This window comes from Phenylobacterium sp. GW823-FHT02A09 (genome assembly GCF_058797775.1).
This window is the reverse complement of the sequence record NZ_JBXAJZ010000001.1, coordinates 872,478-888,585: the sequence shown is the minus strand read 5'-3', so window position 1 is coordinate 888,585 and position 16,108 is coordinate 872,478. Positions and strand designations below refer to the sequence as shown.

At 69.6% G+C, this 16,108-nt stretch carries 22 protein-coding genes; 13 read left to right on the top strand and 9 right to left on the bottom strand.

The annotated features are described in order from the left end of the window. Positions 1-35: 35 nt before the first annotated feature. From AC1Q87_RS04455 to AC1Q87_RS04445, 3 genes are all read left to right on the top strand, one after another. Positions 36-917: a YicC/YloC family endoribonuclease gene (locus AC1Q87_RS04455; RefSeq protein WP_492607767.1), complete on the top strand. Its 882-nt coding sequence runs from the start codon at positions 36-38 to the stop codon at positions 915-917. 102 nt (positions 918-1,019) lie between these two features. Then, positions 1,020-1,676 (top strand): guanylate kinase, encoded by a 657-nt coding sequence (gene gmk, locus AC1Q87_RS04450; protein ID WP_492607766.1) that lies wholly within the window; start codon positions 1,020-1,022, stop codon positions 1,674-1,676. 202 nt (positions 1,677-1,878) lie between these two features. Then, entirely contained in the window at positions 1,879-2,154 is a 276-nt protein-coding gene (locus tag AC1Q87_RS04445; RefSeq protein WP_492607765.1) for a hypothetical protein, read from the top strand. Here the strand turns inward: AC1Q87_RS04445 and AC1Q87_RS04440 are convergent. From AC1Q87_RS04440 to pncB, 4 genes are all read right to left on the bottom strand, one after another. Continuing rightward, entirely contained in the window at positions 2,139-2,360 is a 222-nt protein-coding gene (locus tag AC1Q87_RS04440; protein WP_492607764.1) for a helix-turn-helix transcriptional regulator, read from the bottom strand. The genes AC1Q87_RS04445 and AC1Q87_RS04440 overlap by 16 nt on opposite strands. Further along, complete coding sequence (locus tag AC1Q87_RS04435; RefSeq protein WP_492607763.1) at positions 2,360-2,743, bottom strand: hypothetical protein; 384 nt, start codon at positions 2,741-2,743, stop codon at positions 2,360-2,362. The genes AC1Q87_RS04440 and AC1Q87_RS04435 overlap by 1 nt, the downstream gene beginning before the upstream one ends. A gap of 118 nt (positions 2,744-2,861) precedes the next feature. Beyond that, positions 2,862-3,197, bottom strand: coding sequence for a hypothetical protein (locus tag AC1Q87_RS04430; protein ID WP_436061544.1), 336 nt, complete (start codon positions 3,195-3,197; stop codon positions 2,862-2,864). Between the two features lie 325 nt (positions 3,198-3,522). Next, the gene (gene pncB / locus AC1Q87_RS04425) at positions 3,523-4,827 is read right to left on the bottom strand and encodes a nicotinate phosphoribosyltransferase (protein WP_492607762.1); all 1,305 of its coding nucleotides are present in this window, start codon (positions 4,825-4,827) and stop codon (positions 3,523-3,525) included. A gap of 48 nt (positions 4,828-4,875) precedes the next feature. Here pncB and AC1Q87_RS04420 point away from each other — a divergent pair, with 48 nt between their 5' ends. The 7 genes from AC1Q87_RS04420 (at position 4,876) to AC1Q87_RS04390 (ending at position 9,308) form a co-directional block, all read left to right on the top strand. Beyond that, positions 4,876-5,313 carry an SRPBCC family protein gene (locus AC1Q87_RS04420; protein ID WP_492607761.1) on the top strand — a complete coding sequence of 146 codons (438 nt, stop codon included), beginning with the start codon at positions 4,876-4,878 and terminating at the stop codon, positions 5,311-5,313. 43 nt (positions 5,314-5,356) lie between these two features. Next, positions 5,357-5,731 (top strand): YbaN family protein, encoded by a 375-nt coding sequence (locus AC1Q87_RS04415; protein WP_492607760.1) that lies wholly within the window; start codon positions 5,357-5,359, stop codon positions 5,729-5,731. 48 nt (positions 5,732-5,779) lie between these two features. Further along, positions 5,780-5,962, top strand: a complete 183-nt coding sequence (locus AC1Q87_RS04410; RefSeq protein ID WP_293402135.1) for a DUF3606 domain-containing protein — start codon at positions 5,780-5,782, stop codon at positions 5,960-5,962. Between the two features lie 6 nt (positions 5,963-5,968). Next, positions 5,969-6,736 (top strand): sulfite exporter TauE/SafE family protein, encoded by a 768-nt coding sequence (locus tag AC1Q87_RS04405; protein WP_492608268.1) that lies wholly within the window; start codon positions 5,969-5,971, stop codon positions 6,734-6,736. Positions 6,737-6,796: 60 nt separating this feature from the next. Next, positions 6,797-7,270 (top strand): hypothetical protein, encoded by a 474-nt coding sequence (locus AC1Q87_RS04400; protein ID WP_492607759.1) that lies wholly within the window; start codon positions 6,797-6,799, stop codon positions 7,268-7,270. 310 nt (positions 7,271-7,580) lie between these two features. Beyond that, entirely contained in the window at positions 7,581-8,501 is a 921-nt protein-coding gene (locus AC1Q87_RS04395; RefSeq protein WP_492607758.1) for a hypothetical protein, read from the top strand. 18 nt (positions 8,502-8,519) lie between these two features. After that, a complete protein-coding gene (locus AC1Q87_RS04390; RefSeq protein ID WP_492607757.1) occupies positions 8,520-9,308 on the top strand; it encodes an SDR family oxidoreductase in 789 nt (262 codons plus the stop codon). On the opposite strand, the gene rsmA is transcribed toward AC1Q87_RS04390, so the two are convergent. After that, entirely contained in the window at positions 9,305-10,132 is an 828-nt protein-coding gene (gene rsmA, locus AC1Q87_RS04385) for a 16S rRNA (adenine(1518)-N(6)/adenine(1519)-N(6))-dimethyltransferase RsmA (RefSeq protein ID WP_492608267.1), read from the bottom strand. The genes AC1Q87_RS04390 and rsmA overlap by 4 nt on opposite strands. Positions 10,133-10,176: 44 nt before the next feature. Continuing rightward, positions 10,177-10,986: a hypothetical protein gene (locus AC1Q87_RS04380; protein WP_492607756.1), complete on the bottom strand. Its 810-nt coding sequence runs from the start codon at positions 10,984-10,986 to the stop codon at positions 10,177-10,179. A gap of 106 nt (positions 10,987-11,092) precedes the next feature. On the opposite strand from AC1Q87_RS04380, the gene fliK reads away from it, so the two are divergent. The 3 genes from fliK to mtnN are packed head-to-tail and all read left to right on the top strand — an operon-like array spanning position 11,093 to position 13,136. Then, positions 11,093-12,130 carry a flagellar hook-length control protein FliK gene (gene fliK / locus AC1Q87_RS04375; RefSeq protein ID WP_492607755.1) on the top strand — a complete coding sequence of 346 codons (1,038 nt, stop codon included), beginning with the start codon at positions 11,093-11,095 and terminating at the stop codon, positions 12,128-12,130. Beyond that, positions 12,127-12,399 carry an EscU/YscU/HrcU family type III secretion system export apparatus switch protein gene (locus tag AC1Q87_RS04370; protein ID WP_492607754.1) on the top strand — a complete coding sequence of 91 codons (273 nt, stop codon included), beginning with the start codon at positions 12,127-12,129 and terminating at the stop codon, positions 12,397-12,399. The genes fliK and AC1Q87_RS04370 overlap by 4 nt, the downstream gene beginning before the upstream one ends. A 20-nt stretch (positions 12,400-12,419) precedes the next feature. Beyond that, positions 12,420-13,136: a 5'-methylthioadenosine/S-adenosylhomocysteine nucleosidase gene (gene mtnN / locus AC1Q87_RS04365; protein ID WP_492607753.1), complete on the top strand. Its 717-nt coding sequence runs from the start codon at positions 12,420-12,422 to the stop codon at positions 13,134-13,136. Here mtnN and greA read toward each other — a convergent pair. From greA to AC1Q87_RS04350, 3 genes are read right to left on the bottom strand one after another with little or no spacing between them, the layout of a single operon-like run. Continuing rightward, a complete protein-coding gene (greA, locus tag AC1Q87_RS04360) occupies positions 13,133-13,612 on the bottom strand; it encodes a transcription elongation factor GreA (protein WP_492607752.1) in 480 nt (159 codons plus the stop codon). The genes mtnN and greA overlap by 4 nt on opposite strands. 12 nt (positions 13,613-13,624) lie before the next feature. Beyond that, positions 13,625-14,239, bottom strand: a complete 615-nt coding sequence (locus AC1Q87_RS04355; RefSeq protein ID WP_492607751.1) for a class I SAM-dependent methyltransferase — start codon at positions 14,237-14,239, stop codon at positions 13,625-13,627. Next, a complete protein-coding gene (locus tag AC1Q87_RS04350; RefSeq protein WP_492607750.1) occupies positions 14,239-16,059 on the bottom strand; it encodes a DUF885 domain-containing protein in 1,821 nt (606 codons plus the stop codon). The genes AC1Q87_RS04355 and AC1Q87_RS04350 overlap by 1 nt, the downstream gene beginning before the upstream one ends. Between the last annotated feature and the right edge of the window lie 49 nt (positions 16,060-16,108).

Sequence of the window (16,108 nt, the reverse complement as noted above, 5' to 3'; positions counted from 1 at the left end):
AGACTGCCGGTGATTGTGCAGCTTCGAGGATCTCCATGCCGCTTTCTGGGATGACGGGCTTCGGCCGGGCCGAGGGCGCGGCGGGCGATTGGACTTGGGCGGTCGAGGCGCGCTCGGTGAACGGGCGCAATCTGGAGGTCCGGTTCCGCGGTCCGCCGGGGTTCGACCAGTTGGACAAGGCTGCGCGTGACGGAGCCCAGGCGCGGTTCGCGCGCGGCCAGCTGAACGTCGGCGTTCAGGCCAAGCGCTCGGACAGCGCGTTCGAGGTCCGGATCAACGACGAGGTGCTGGCCCGCTATCTGGCGATGGGCGAGGGGCTGATCGCCGCCGGCAAGGCCGGACCGCCGAGCCTCGATGGACTTCTGGCGCTGCGCGGGGTGATCGAGGCGGCTGAGGGCGACGATGATCCGGAGGCTCAGGCCGCGCTGCAGGCGGCGATCGCGCTGTCGATCGGCGCGGCGCTGGAGGCGCTGGCCGGGTCACGCCGCGAAGAAGGCCTGGCGCTGACCGCGGTGCTGATCGGGCTGGTCGACAAGATCGAGGCCTTGGTCGGCGAGGCCAAGGGCCTGGCGGAAGGACAGCCCGTGGCGATCAGGGACCGGTTCGCCCGGCGCATGGCCGAACTGGTGGGCGAGGCGGCTGGCGAGGACAAGATCGTCACCGAGGCCGCGGCCATGGCGGTGAAGGCCGACGTGCGCGAGGAACTGGACCGGCTGGGCGCGCACGTCGAGGCGGCCCGGGCCCATATCGCCGCCGAAGGGCCGCAGGGGCGACGGTTGGACTTCCTGACCCAGGAGTTCATGCGCGAAGCCAATACCTTGTGCTCGAAGTCGGCGCTGGGCGCGCTGACCACGGTCGGCTTGGAACTGAAGGCCACGATCGAACAGTTCCGAGAGCAGGTGCAGAACGTCGAGTAGGCCCTAATGGCCGCGCAACGCGCGCCATGCCGCGCATTGAGACCCTTCCGCTGAAAGGCCGCTATCTGTTAAGCGGCGCTCTGAACGTGCGAAGAGTGACGAATGACTGACGGACACGACCATCCCAGGCCCTGGGAAACCACCCGCCGCGGGATGCTGCTGCTGGTGTCCTCGCCGTCCGGCGCGGGCAAGACGTCGCTGTCGCGGCGGCTGGTGGCGGACCATAGCGACCTGATGCTGTCGATCTCGTGCACCACCCGCGCACCGCGACCGGGCGAGGAGGAGGGGCGTGAGTACTACTTCGTCGACCGCCCGACCTTCGATGCGATGATCGAGCGCGGCGAGTTCCTCGAGTGGGCCGACGTGCACGACAATCGCTACGGCACGCCCAAGGCCCCCGTGATGGCGGCCCTTGAGGCTGGCAAGGACGTGCTGTTCGACATCGACTGGCAAGGCGCCAAGCAGGTCGCCGACGCCGCGCCGGACGACAGCGTGCGGGTGTTCATCCTGCCGCCCTCCTGGGAGGACCTGTCGCGCCGGCTGCACGCGCGGGCGCAGGACAGCGAAGAGGTGATCCAGAAGCGCCTCGTGAAGGGCAAGGACGAGATCGAGCACTGGCGGCTCTACGACTACGTCATCGTCAACAAGAACTTCGATCGGGCCTATGCCGACCTGGGCCACATCTACCGCTCCGAACGGATGAAGCCGGGCCGCAATCCGTGGCTGCCGGACTTCGTCGAGGCGCTGCTGGAGGAGTAAGTCGGTCCACCGACGCCTGCCGCCAATGCGTGCACAGGAATTCGCACCCTGTGGATGCCTGCGAGGTTTTGAGAACCCGCGACTCTTCCGATGCTTGGAGCCTGTCGCTCTCGCCTGAGTTGGAGAGCGGTCGGGACGATCAACCTGGGCGGAGTAGCGCATGTCTTCGTGTTCTGTTTTTGTTCTGCCGCTGGAGGCGAACATGAAGCATGAGGACTGGAGCAACGCGCAGCGCGAGCCGCTGCTGGCGTGCGTGGGATTGGATCGGCACCTGGTGGCGCGATGCGCCTCGCCGGGGTGCGAGCGGGCCGCGCCGTGCGATCCGACCCATTGGGTCGCGCAGGGCCTCGGCGGCCTGCCGTTGCGGGCGTTCACCGATCGCATGCGCTGCGTCTGCGGCGGCCGACGGGCGCAGCTGACGATCGCGGCTGGCCCGCTGCCGGAGCGTGCCGGCGGGGACGTCTACGTTTTCCGCTGACTTCCGAAGGGGCGGTGTGGGTTCTCGAACACCGCCTCGACCGGCTGACCGAACAGCGCGGCGATGCGATAGGCCAGGTCCAGCGATGGATCGTGGCGCTCGCCTTCCAGCGCGATGACGGCTTGGCGCGAGACGCCGAGCCGGCGACCGAGTTCCTCCTGAGTCCAGCCATGTTCGGTGCGCAAGGCGCGAAGCTGGTTGCGCATCAGCGGGTGGATCGCACCAACGGCGCAACCATCCCGTAGACGGCCCAGAACAGCGGATAGATGAACCAGCCGGGCGCGTGCGGCGCCTGGGCGTAGCTTTCCAGATAGCCCCAGGCGCTAAACGCCGCCATCGCCACGCCCGAGGCGATGATGAAGCGCTTGGCGGTGAGGGTGCGGACGTACTCGTCGGACTGGCGCATCAGCGCGAGAGTGGCCCAGATCTGTCCGGCGACGGGGGCGGCGACCGCCAATCCCAGAATCCACGCGCCAAGGCCGCCCTGCAGACCGTCGAACGCCCCGAAGATCGCAGCAATGTTCACGGCGCCGTAGCCGCCCATGAAGGCGAGCGTGCGGATGAGGTATCGGCGACTGGCCGGGTCCATGACGGGCGCTCCTGATGTAAGGCCAGCCTGACATGGGCCGCATGTCAGGTCAACCTGACACGTCCGGGCAAAAGAAAAGCGCGCCCCGGCTGGAGGTCCGGGGCGCGCTCGAAGAACTCTACTTCTTCAGCATCGTCTTCAGTTCGTCGGCCGTGGCGTTGATGGTCGCCGAGCCGTCGGCGATCGCCAGCTTGCTGGTTTCGACCGCGAAGGTGTCCGAGCCCATCTTGATCGTCGCGACCTGCTGGCCGGCGGCGTCGGGCTTCACTTCGGTGACGGTGCCGATGCTGGCGCCGGTCTTGTCCTTCACGGTGGCGCCGACGGCCAGGGTGGCGGCGGTGGCGCTGGCGTCCTTCGCCGGCGGGGCGGTCGGCTCAGAAGCGTCTTGAGCAAAGGCCGGAGCGGCGATGGCGAGGGCGAGGGCCGCAGCCCCGTAGGTGAAGATGGAACGCATGAGGTCTCCCGTACATCTGTGAGGCCTCCCCCGAGGCATCTCCAAACTGACGGGGCAATTCGGCGATCAAAGGACCGTGATAAGGCATAATCGTGGCAATGGTATGCGCACCGCATCATGTGGGATAAGGCGTTGCGATAAATATTGTAGTATTGGGTATGATTCGCGAGCCGCGCTCCTCTGGGAGCCGGCCTGATCAACGCCTAGCTTGACCTTACAGCCTCCACGCGCAGTTTCGGCGCTCAGAACAACCCCGGAGACAGTTGGGGGAAGCGCCTCCGGCCGGATTTGGTTGCACGACCCGGTGTGACGGTCTGACGCAGACCTAGACGCTGACCGGATGCGCGTGGCGACCGGCCTCGCCGAAGACGCGCAGGTAGCGGACGATTTCGGCGGGATCGCCGGTGGCCTTTTCGGGATTGTCGGAGAGCTTCACGGCAGGGCGGCCGTTCGCCTCGGTGACCTTGCAGACCAGCGAGATGGGATCGAGCGCGTCGCCGCCGCCGGGCAGGCAGCCCTTGAAGTCATTGGTCAGGTTGGTGCCCCAGCCGAAACTCATCCGCACGCGGCCCGCGAAGTGGCGGTGGGCTTCCTCGATCGAGTCGATATCCATGCCGTCCGAGAAGACCAGCAGCTTGTCGCGCGGGTCGCGGCCCTTGGCCTTCCACCAGGCGATGATCTCCTCGCCACCCTCGATCGGCGGGGCGCTGTCGGGACGGAAGCCGGTCCAGTCGGCGACCCAGTCGGGCGCGTCGGCCAGGAAGGCGCGGGTGCCGAAGGCGTCGGGCAGGGCGACCAGCAGGTTGCCGCCGTAAGTGCGCCGCCATTCGTCGAGCACTTGATAGGGCGCGGCGCGCAGCTCGGCGTCGGAATCGGCCAGCGCGGCGGCGACCATCGGAAGTTCGTGGGCGTTGGTGCCGATCGCCTCGAGATCGCCGTCCATGGCCAGGAGGACGTTGGACGTGCCGAGCACCGCGTCGCCCAGCCCTTCCTTCAGCGCCTCCACGCACCAGCGCTGCCAGAGAAACGAGTGGCGACGTCGGGTGCCGAAGTCGGAGATCAGCAGGCCGTCGAGTTTGCGCAGCCGCTCGACCTTCTCCCAGAGCTTGGCCTTGGCGCGGGCGTAGGTGATGTCGAGGGCGAAGCGGCCCTGGCCGCGAAGCACCGTGCGCGTGCGCAGCTCGTTGATGATCGCCAGCGCCGGAATCTCCCACATCGTGGTGTGGGTCCACGGGCCGTGGAAGCTGAGCTCGTACTGGCCGTCGTGCTGGGTCAGTTCATACGGCGGCAGGCGGAAGTCGGCGAGCCAGGCGATGAAGCCCGGCTTGAACATCTGGGTCTCGCCGTAGAACGTGTTGCCGGCCAGCCAGATCAGCTCCTTCTTCGAGAACGACAGCGTGCGGGCGTGGTCGAGCTGGGCGCGCAGTTCGCCCTCGTCGACGACCTCGGCCAGGCGCACGTGACGGGTGCGGTTGATCAGCGAGAAGGTGGCGTCGACGCGCGGATGCAGACTCCAGATCAGCTGCAGCATCAGCAGCTTGTAGAAGTCGGTGTCCAACAAGCTGCGGATGATCGGGTCGAGCCGCCAGCCGTGATTGTAGGTCCGCGTCGCGAGGTCGGTGTTCGCCATGGCGCAGACAATGGCAGTCTGCGGCCGGTTTGCGAATATAGTCGCGCCATGCATCAGATCCGCACCGAAGCGATCATTCCCGCCACGCCCGACGCGGTCTGGGCCGTGCTCGCTGACTTCGAGCGCTATGGGGAATGGAACCCGCTGAACCTCGAGGTCTACGGACAGGCCAAGGTCGGGACGAAGGCGAAGATGGTGTTCCGCAATCTGGCCGGGCAGGGCGTGGTCCGGCAAACGGTGCGGATCGTCGCCGCCGAACCTGCGCGCGAGCTCGCCTGGTCGGGGCATGTGCCGCTGCTGTTCGCCGGCCGCCACGGGTTCCTGCTGACGCCGAACGCGCAGGGAACGCACGTCCTTCACACCGAGGTGCTGGGTGGGCTGCTGCCGGCGACCTGGAGCAAGGCCAAGATCGCGCGCGATTTCACCCCGGCCTACGAGGCGGTGAACGTGGCGCTGGCGCGCAGGGTCGCAGAATCGACGCGCTGACCCCTATCGCGGCGGCGGTTTTTGAGAGAAATTCTCAATTGGCATGACGCGCGCGCTTTATCTGGTTTTGGGGTTGGGGTTCACGGGCCTGGGGATCGCCGGGGCGTTCCTGCCGCTGCTGCCGACGACGGTGTTCCTGATCCTGGCGGCGGGCTGTTTCGCCAAGTCCTCACCCCGGCTGGAAGCCTGGATCCTCAACCACAAGCAGTTCGGGCCGCTGGTTCGCGACTGGCGCGCGCACGGCGCGATCCCGCGCAAGGCCAAGGTGCTGGCCTGCACCGGCATGGCGGTCGGGTTCGCGGTCTTCTTCCTGTCGGTGCATCCGCGTCTATGGCTGGCGCTCACGGTCGCCGCCGCGCTGGGCGCCTGCGCGGCGTTCGTGGTCAGCCGGCCGAGCGGCTCGCGCCCGGGCGGGTAGGCGCCGCCCCGCGGACTTGCTAGGCCAGGGCCGATCACGGAGGCGATCATGGCCGAACCCAAGGGCAAGCGGGATTTCCGCGATAACGTGCGGCTGGACATCCGCGAGCGTCACGAGGTGGCGTTCTGGGCCAAGCGCTGGGGCGTGAAGCCTGAGCAGGTGATCGCCGCGCACCGCAAGGTCGGTCACAACGTCAAGGACATCGCCGCCGAACTCGGCAAGCGGAAGTAGCCCCACCTGCTGACCGACCCGTTCTTCTACGCCGTCGCCATCCCGGCGGTGATCCTGCTGGGCCTGGCCAAGGGCGGGTTCTCCGGCATCGGGGTGATCGCCGTGCCGATGATGGCGCTGGCGGTGTCGCCGGTGCTGGCGGCCTCGATCACCCTGCCGATCCTGATCGTGCAGGACGTCGTCAGCGTCTGGTCGTTCCGCAAGACCTGGGACAAGGGCGTGCTGGCGGTGATGCTGCCGAGTGCGGCAGGCGGCATCGCCCTGGGCTACTCGCTCGCGGCGTTCGTCAAACCAGGCGCCGTGGAGCTGGCGGTCGGGGCGATCTCAATCGTCTTCGCGGTGATGCGGCTTTGGGCCGAACGCGGGTCCGCCGCGCCGAAGCCGGCCAAGCCCGAGAAGCTGCCGTGGCGTGGCGTGCTGGCCGGGATAATGGCCGGCTTCACGAGCCAGATCGCGCACGCCGGCGGGCCGCCGTTCCAGATCTACGTGATGCCCAAGAACCTGCCGCGCGACGTGTTCATCGGCACCAGCGCGATCTTCTTCGCCGTGGTGAACTGGATGAAGGTCCCGGCCTATTGGGCGCTGGGCCAATTCACGCGCGAGGCGATGATGACCGCCTTGGTGCTGCTGCCGCTGGCCATCGCCTCGACCTGGGCCGGCGTGTGGCTGGTCCGGCGGGTCCCGGCCGGGAATTTCTATCGGATCATCTACGTCCTGCTGATCGCAGTCGGCGGCAAGCTGGCCTGGGACGGGACGGCCGCGCTGCTTGGCTAGCGCCTTACGAGCGCCCATATCGGCTGCTTAAGCTACGGCGCGCTTGGAGGCGCCTTTGACATGCGTACGCGTACCATTCTGGCGGCCTCGGTCGCGCTGGTCCTGTCGTCGGGCGTCGCCCAGGCCCAGGAGGCGATGAGCACCGCCGGCGCCACCGGCGTCGCGCCCTCGGAAATCAACCTAGCCGCCGCCGAGCCCGCGGCTTCTGTGACGGCGGCCCCGAAGTCCGAGACGCTCGACACCGCCGAGCAGATCCGGCGCTGGCTCGCCAGCTCGCCGGCCGCGACGACGCCCGAGGAGGCATACGGCGAACGCGTGCGGCTGCCGCGTGATCGCCAGATCCACGGCGAGGTCGGCGTCGCGGTTGGGACCGGCGGCTATCGCAGCGGCTACATCACGAGCGTCATGCCGATCGGCGAGACCGGGACCCTGGCCCTGACCATCGGCCAGGAGAAGAACGGCTATCGCCAGTACTGGGGCGGCGTCGGCCGGCCGTACGGTGCGTTCGACTATGGGTACGGCCTGGGCCGCTGACACGCGGTTGTGACCCACTGTCCGCCAACATCACCGATCGAAGGTATCGGGGCGCCCCAAATGGGGGATGCGGCCCGAAGCAGGCGTCCGCCACTCTGACCTGACGTAAGTCGGGGCGCGGGCGGATGAAGACAGCATGGTAGCAGACCCTGGCCAAGACCGGCCCCCACCGGCAGGCCGAGTTGGTCGCGCTGTTGGCGCGGAGCATCTGAGGTTAGTTCAAACGCTTGTTTGAGGCGCTGTTGCGTGCGTCTATACCGGCCGCGCCCCGCCGGCGGCAGGGCGCGCGACAGACAGGAGGACGCCCCCTATGAGCTTTGACACGCCCCTCAGCCTTGCCGGCCCGCTGCGCAAGCCGGCGCAGATGCTGGCCGACCAGGAGTATGGCGGGCACACCTCCATCCACGACGACGCCATGGCCGAGAAGCTGGGTTTCCGAGCCGGGCCGATCGAGGGGCCGACCCACTTCAGCCAGTTCCAGCCGCTGCTGGCCAAGATCTGGGGACAGCGCTGGTACGAGAGCGGCTGCATCTCCTCGCACTTCCTGAACATGGTGGTCGAAGGCGAGGAGGTGCGCGCCTTCGCCGAGATCCCCGCCGAGGGCGCCACCCGGACCCGCGTCTGGGCCGAGAAGGCCGACGGCACCCCGGTGCTGGAGGCCAGCGCCAGCGTCGGACCGCAATCGGAGCCCAGCCTGCTGGAAGCGCGGATGGCCGCGCTGCGCCCGCCGGGCAAGCTGCTGATCCTGGAGGACCTGAAGGTCGGCATGACCGGGGCCAAGGACGAGCGGGTGAAGATGGACGCCGACCAGAACATGGGCGCGCTCTATCCGTTCAGCCTGAACCAGAAGCTGGCCAAGATCACCGAGACTTCGCCTTGGTACTCCGACGGCGCGGCCTCGCCCTGGGGCCGGGCGATCATCCCCTTCGAGATGCTGAGCGTGCTGTTCGAATACTCGAGCCGCGAGGCGGCGTTTCCGGTCAAGGGACCGGCCGTGGGGCTGTTCGCCGACCAGGAGATCAAGCTCATCGACGGGCCGTTGTTCGTCGGCGAGGAGTACGTGCTACGCCGCGAGATCGCCGCCCTAGCCGAGAGCAAGCGCACGGAATCCTATTGGGTGCGGACGCGGGTGTTCGACGCCAAGGGCGAGAGGCAGGTCGCGCAGATGCTGCTCAACCACGCCAGCATGAAGAACTCGTACGCCGGCTACGCCGACGCCGCTCAAGCCTGATCAAGGGGACGGAATTCCATGGAAGTCGAGGGCAAGGTCGTCGTCGTCACGGGCGGCGCCGAAGGAATCGGCGCGGGGCTGGCGCGGCGCTTCGCGCGCGAGGGCGCCAAGGCGGTGATCGTGGCCGACCGCAACGGCGAAGGCGCCGCGGCGGTGGCCAAGGAGATCGGCGGCGAGGCGGTGACGCTGGACGTCAGCGACGGCGCGGCGGTGGCGGCGATGGTAGCGGACGTCGAGGCGCGCCATGGCGGCATCGACCTGTTCTGCTCCAACGCCGGGGTCGGCGACGGCGATCCGGACAAGCAGAGCGCGGCCTCGTCGCCGGATGCGGTCTGGAACCGAGCCTGGAACGTCAACGTCATGGCCCATGTCCACGCGGCGCGGGCGGTGATCCCGGGCATGCAGGCGCGCGGAGGCGGCTATCTGCTCAACACCATCTCGGCGGCCGGGCTGCTGTCGCAGATCGGCGGGGCGGTCTATTCGACCACCAAGCACGCGGCGGTGGGCTTTGCCGAGTCGCTGGCCATCACCCATGGCGACCAGGGCATCAAGGTCTCGATCCTGTGCCCGCAGGGCGTCGACACCGCGATGCTGCGGCAGGGCGATTCCGCCTCGCAGCCGCAGAACCTGGACGGCGTGCTGACCCCGGACGACGTCGCCGAGAGCGTGGTCCAGGGGCTGGCGGCCGAGAGCTTCCTGATCCTGCCGCACCCGGTCGTGCTGACCTACATGCAGCGCAAGACCGCCGACTACGACCGCTGGATCGGCGGCATGCGCCGGCTGCGGGCCAAGATGTTCGGCGGCTAGGCGGCCGCGCGGAGGGCGTCGGCCAGCGCCAGGAAGCCCGGGATGTCGATGGTTTCGGCGCGGGCTTCCGGCGCGATGCCGGCGGCTTCGCAGAGGTCCGCGCCGCCCAGCACCTTGAGGCTTGAGCGGAGCATCTTGCGGCGTTGTCCGAAGGCTGCGGCCGTCACCCGCTGCAGGGCGTCGAGGCGCTCGGTCGCCGGGCGGTCGGCGCGCGGCGTCAGCCTGGCCACGGCCGAGGCGACCTTGGGTGGCGGGGTGAAGGCGCGGGCCGGCACGTCCATGACCACGGCGGTGTGGCTGGTCGCCTGGGCGATGACCGAGAGCCGGCCATAGGCGTCTGACCCCGGCTCGGCGGCGATGCGGTCGGCGACTTCCTTCTGGAACATCAAGGTCATGGAGGCGGGTGTGAAGGCGCCGGTCAGCCACTTGATCAGCAGCGGCGTGCCGACGTTGTAGGGCAGGTTGGAGACGATGTGGGCCGGCGCGCCGGCGGCGACTTCGGCCTCATTGGTCTTCAGCGCGTCTTCCAGACGCAGGGTGAGCGCGCCGTCGGAGGCGACGGAAAGCTCTTCGAGCAGCGGCGCAAAGCGCGGGTCGGCCTCCACGGCGGTGACCTTCGCGCCGGTTTCCAGCAGGGCGCGGGTGAGGCCGCCTGGGCCGGGGCCGACCTCGATGACATGATCGCCGGCGCCGACCTCGGCCAGCCGGGCGATCTTCCGCGTGATGTTGAGGTCGAGCAGGAAATGCTGGCCAAAGCTCTTCTTGGCCAGCAGGTCGTGCTCGGCGAGGGTTTCACGCAGGGGCGGGAGCTGGTCGAGGGTCATCATCTCGCCAATAGCAGGCGCGGCGGGCGAAGGGCAGGGGCCGCCTACGGACGTTTCGGCGTCAGGGCGTGAAGTCGCTGATAGAGGGCGTTCGCTTCCTCGTCCTTGGGCGCGATGGCCCAGGCCTGGGCGGCGCAGGCGAACGCCCGCTCCAGGTGCTCGGCGTTGCGGCGCTGGGCTTCGAAGAGGTCGGCATGGGCGGCGCCTTCCATGGTGGCGACGATGGCGCGCTGGCGATCGGTCATGGCCGGCCTGGCGAAGCGAAGATCGGCGAGCGTGGCCAGTGAGCCGCGGGCGTCCTTGGCCTCGCGTTGGAACCGCGCCAGATGAATGGCGACGTCCCCCTGAGGCCAGTCGCCGGCCGAGATCGCCGCCTCGCGCCAGCCGGCGGCGATGGCGACCCCGGCCGCCCATGCCCTGCTGCGCTTCAGCGCCTTGGCGCGTGCGTGGCGCACGTCGCGGTCCGGCGTCGTCCCCCGCCGGTGATCGCGGACGGCCGCAAGAATGACGAACAGGTCCTCGCGGGACGGCGGCCGCTGCGGGACCAGATCACGGATCTCCTCATAGGCGGCGTTCTCCTCGCGCACGTCGGCCGGGGTCGCGGCGAGCACGGCGGCTCGCAGGGCCTCGCTGGGAGAAATCACGCCGCCGGCGAACTTTGCGAACGGAACCGAGCGGGAGGCCCCGGCTGCGGCGCAGGTGATCCGGCGACCGCCGAGATCGACGGCGAGGATCGGCAGGAGGTCTTCGCAGTCGCCGTCGTCGAAGCCGCATCCGACCAGCAGGTTCAACTCGGCGCCCGGGCTGTCCAGCCAGCGGATGACCTCGGCGCCGGTGATGTCTGCGTCCGCCATGGGGACCTCCGTCGTGATCGAGCGGCTCGGCATAGATGGGCGATCTTAAGCCGAGCTTCACTCCCGGCCGGTAAGATGTCGGCAACTTTTGGCAGGTGAGTCGCCCGTGTCGATCACGCCTATCCAAGGCCCGCTGACGCCCCAGGTGGCGATACCGGTCACGCCGGTACGGCCGGTGATTCCGGTGACGCCGCCGGCTGCCCCTTCGATAGACATCGACCCCGGCCAGGTTCAATCCCAGATGCTGGCCCGCGCGGCGCAGCAGGCCGCGGCTCGCCAGGGCGGCCTGGCGCCGCTGGTGGCCGACCTCACTCAGGCGGCCGGAAATCCGGCCCTACCCAGTCCGGTCCGCTCGGCGGCGGCGCAGGTGCTGGCCCAGGCGACGCCGTTCGACGCGCGGGTCGGCGGCGCGGACGTCGCCAAGGCGCTGTCGCAGTCGGGGCTGTTCCTCGAGGCGAAGCTGGCCGCCGCGCCGCAGGTCTCGCCGATGGGCCAGGACATGAAGGCCGGGCTGCTGGTGCTGCGCCAGGCGCTGAGCGCCTGGCTGGCCGGCGCCCCGCGCACGCCGGACGCCAGAGCCCCGGCGCGCACGCCGCCGCCGCCCTATCGCGCCGGCGGGCCACGGGCCCAGCCTGCGGCCAGTCCCAGCCTGCCGGCCGACGCCGCACCCAGCCAGATCGGCCAGCGGCTGCTTGCCGAGACCGAGAGCGCAGTAGCGCGCCAGGAGCTGCTGCAGATCGCTTCGCTGCCGGCCGGCGAGGACCATCCGGTCGAGGCTCAGGTGACGCGCTGGATGTTTGAAATGCCGTTCACCACCCCCCAGGGCGCGGCGGTGGCGCAGTTCGAGATCAGCCGTGACGCGCGCGGCAAGGGCGGTGACGCCGAGCCGACCTGGCGGGCGGCGTTCTCGCTCGACATCGAGCCGTTGGGGCCGATCCACGCGCGCGTCTCGCTGGCCGGCGGACAGGCGATCGTCGGACTGTGGGCCGAGCGCGAGACCGGGTTGGCGCGGTTGGAGGACGGCCGCGACCTGCTGGGGGCGGCGCTCGCGCGCGCCGACTTCCGCGCCGAAATCGCGGTCCACGCCGGTGCGCCGCGCATCGCCGAGCCGGAAGCCGGCCGGCTGGTGGATCAGACCTCATGAGCCAGGACCCACGCAAAACCTTGGCGGTGGCGCTGACCTATGACGCCCCGCATGCGCCACGGGTGGTGGCGAGCGGCCGCGGAGCAGTCGGCGAGAAGATCATAGCGACGGCCCAGGCCCACGGCGTGCCGATCGAGCAGAACGCGGTGCTGGCGCAGGCGCTGTCGACCATCGAGCTTGAGACGGAGATCCCCGAGCGGCTGTACGTCGCGGTCGCCGAAATCCTGGCCTTCGTGCTCCGCGCCGCCGAAGACGGGCAGCGCCGCTGAGGTCGTGCTAAGCGGGGCCCATGCACGCAATCCTCTGCGCTACGCCTGAAGAGATGGACGCCCTGCGCGGGGTCCTGCACGCCGACCCGCAGCCGCAGATCCATGGGCCGACCAAGGTCTGGCGGGCGCTCTACGGCCAGGAGCCCGTGGTGCTGGCCCAGGCCGGTATCGGCAAGGTCAACGCGGCCGCAGCCGCAACGCTGCTGTTGTCGGCGTTCGGCGCGCGCAGCCTGATCTTCTCCGGCGTGGCGGGGGGCTTGAACCCAGCACTGGGCGTGGGCTCGGTGCTATTGGCCGAGCGCCTGGCCGTCCACGACTACGGGATCATCACGGCCGGCGCCTTCACGCCGACAGCCTACGGCGTGATCCCGGTCGGGGCGCCGGTGCTGGCTGCGCCCGAGCCGGTGGACGAGGCCGTGCGCGCGGTGCTGGCCAAGCTCGCTGGCGCGATGGCCGGCCGGCTCGACGCGCGCCTCGGGGGCGTGGTCACGGCCGACTACTTCCTGAACTGCCCGGCGACACGTGACGAGCTGCATGCGCGGCTGGGGGCCGACGCCATCGACATGGAATCCGGGGCGGTGGCGGTCGTGGCGCGGGCCTGGAACACGCCGCTCTATGTGATCCGTACGCTGTCAGATCTGGCCGGCGCGGACAGCCACCTGACCTATGACGAGATGGTCGAAGCGGCGGCGCGCAACTCGGCTGCCTGTGTCGAGACGCTGCTGGGCCTGCTCTAGGCGAGCGCCACGACCTCGACCTCGGCGCCGTTGATCTCGGCGAGGTCGCCGACCGACTTGCCGAGCAGGGCGCGGGCCAGGGGCGAAATGTAGGACACCGAGCCGCCGGCTGGGTCGGCCTCGTCTTCGCCGACGATGGCGTAAGTCTGGCGCCGGCCGTCCTCGCGCTCGAAGGTCACGCTGCGCCCGAACTGGACGGTGTCGAGCGACAGGTCAGGTTCGACCAGCTGGGCGCTGGCGCGGCGGGCGCCATAATACCGCAGGTCGCGGGTGGCCCTGGCCATGGCGGTTCGGTCGGCGTGCACGTCGCCGGCGGTCTGGGCGGCGCTGTAGGCCGCGCGCGCCTTGGCCAGCTCGTCGTCGATCTGGGCCAGGCCCTTGGCGGTGACCAGGTTCGGGTGCGGAGAGATCGGGCGATCAGGGAGGTCGGCGGCGACCGACTCGCTGTCTCCCTCTTTGGTGAAGGCGACGCTCATGGCGCCATTGTCTCAGGAAGCGGCGGTCATGAAAACGTCGTAGCGCAAGGTCTTGCCGACGATCTGATGCGACGGCGCACGCAGCCCCGGCATCGGCGGGCCCTTGCGCGGCCATTTCAGGACCACGCGCTTGCCGGCGGAGGCTAGCGCGGCCCGCATCAGTTCGAGTTGGTCGGGGTCGGTCCCCACCAGGTCGCGCAGAAGACGCATGTCCTTCTTCACCAGGGCGGTGGAGGTGCGCTCGGGGTGCATCGGATCGACGATGACGACGTCGGCGGCCAGGGTCGGGAGCAGCAGGCGCGCGTCCCCCTGCAGCAGGGTCATGCGCGCGACGACCTCGGCCGTGCGCGGATCGGCGGCCGCAGCCTCCAGTCCGGCCGCGAGGCGGGCGTGCACGTGCGGTGAGCGCTCGATCAGCGTCACCTGCGCCCCAAGCGAGGCGAGCAGGAAGGCGTCGCGGCCCAGGCCCGCCGTGGCGTCGATGACGCTGGGCGTGACGCCCTTCACGAAGCCGGCGGCCCGCGGCAGGTCCTGGCCGCGGCCGCCGCCGAACCGGTGGCGATGGCCGACCGCGCCGCCGACGAAGTCGATGGTCAGTTCGCGGGCGAGATCGGCCGGGTCGTTCATCAGCGCTGAGACACCGTCCACTGGTCGACGACGCGCTCAAGCACCGCCAGCGGCAGCGAGCCGCCGAGCAGGACGGCGTCGTGGAAGCCCTTGATGTCGAACTTGGGACCCAGGGCCGCCTTGGCCTTGGAGCGCAGGCGGTCGATCTCGGTGTGGCCGATCTTGTAGCCGCAGGCCTGGCCCGGCCAGACGACATAGCGGTCGATCTCGTTCTCGGCCGCGCCCAGGGGCAGGCCGACGGTCTCGCGCATGTAGGCGATGGCCTGCTCGCGGCTCCAGCCCTTGCCGTGGATGCCGGTGTCCAGGACGATCCGGGCCGCGCGGTAAAGGAACGACTGCAGCCAGCCGATGCGGCCGGCGGGATAGGCGTCGTACATGCCGAGCTCGTCGCCGAGCTGCTCGGCATAGAGGCCCCAGCCCTCGCCATAGGCGGTGAAGCCGATGTTCTTGAAGAGCATGGGCGAGGCTCCGGCCTCCTGCACCAGGGCGCCGTGGAACAGGTGGCCGGGAACCGCCTCGTGATAGGTGAGGGTGGGCAGCGCCCACTTGGCCCACTCGGTCGTGTCGCGAAGGTTGATATAGTAGGTGCCGGGCCGCGTGCCGTCGAGCGAGCCGCTTTCGGCATAGCCGCGCGGAGCGCCGATCTCGATGGCCGGCGGCACGCGCCGGATCTCCATGCCGCCCTTGGGAATGGTGTTGAACACCTTCGGCGCCGCCGCCTTCACCGCGGCCATCTGCCGGTTGAGTTCGGCCAATAGGTCCTGCCGACCCGCGTCGGTGTTCGGGTAGAACTGGGCCGGGTTCTTGGCGAAGGCGTCGAGGCGCGCGGCGACCGTGCCCTGGGTCAGGCCCTGGGCCTTCAGCAGCGGGTCGAGCCGGGCGGTGAGATCGGCGACCTGCTCCAGGCCGATCTTGTGGGCCGCGTCCGGCGTCAGGTTCGTCGTGGTGTGGAAGCGCAGCGCGTACTCGTAGAAGGCCGCGGTGATCGGCTGGCGAGAGACGGTGGCGTCATGCACGGCGGTCCGGCGCTGCTCGGTCAGCAGTGCGATCTGGCCGGCCAGCGCCGCCGCGACCGGCCCATCGACGATCGCCGCGGCCTTGGCGGCCCAGTCGCTCCCCAGTCCCTTCTCGGCCGCCCGGCGGCCCACCGAGGCGGCCAGGCCCGAGGTCTCGCCCTTCTGGGCGGCCAGAGCGTTCATCTGGGCCAGGGCTTTGTCGAGGATGAAGTCCGGCGGGACGAGGCCGAGGGCGGCGTTGTCCTTGGCCCGGGCGGTCTCGTCGTTCATCGCCTTGGCGAAGTCGGTGAGGCGGGCGAGGTAGGCCTCGGCGTCGGCCTTGGTCTCGATCACATGCTTGGTGTCGAGGCCGTCAGGGACCTTCTGGTAGCAGCCGGTCAGCTGGCTGAGCACATAGGGCACCGGATAGTCGTAGGAATCGACGCCGACGAAGGCGAAGCGCGCGCCCTCGGCGCATCGATCAGCGTACCAGGTGACGGTGTCGTACTCGGTGACGCTGCGGCCAGTGAGCGCCGAACGGTCGATGGCCTTCAAGGCGTCGCGGGAGTCGATCAGCGGCTGGAAGGAGCCCATCCGGCCCGCCTGCGAGCGATCGCCGACCCGCGACTTGAGCGGCGCGCGCGCGTCCTTGTCGAGGCCCAGGCCCGAGGCGTTCAGCGGATCGGCCGCCAGCATGCCCTCGAAGATGCGGTCATAGATCGCTTCGGCCTGAGCCTGGACGCCGCCTTGGGCGCGGGCCTGGCCGAGGGTTCCGAGACTGGCGACGCCAGCGGAGGCGGCGAGCAGACGGCGGCGATTGAGCATGACGTGGAATTCCCCCGGATCAGACGGGCGGCAAGAGGACATGTCCGGC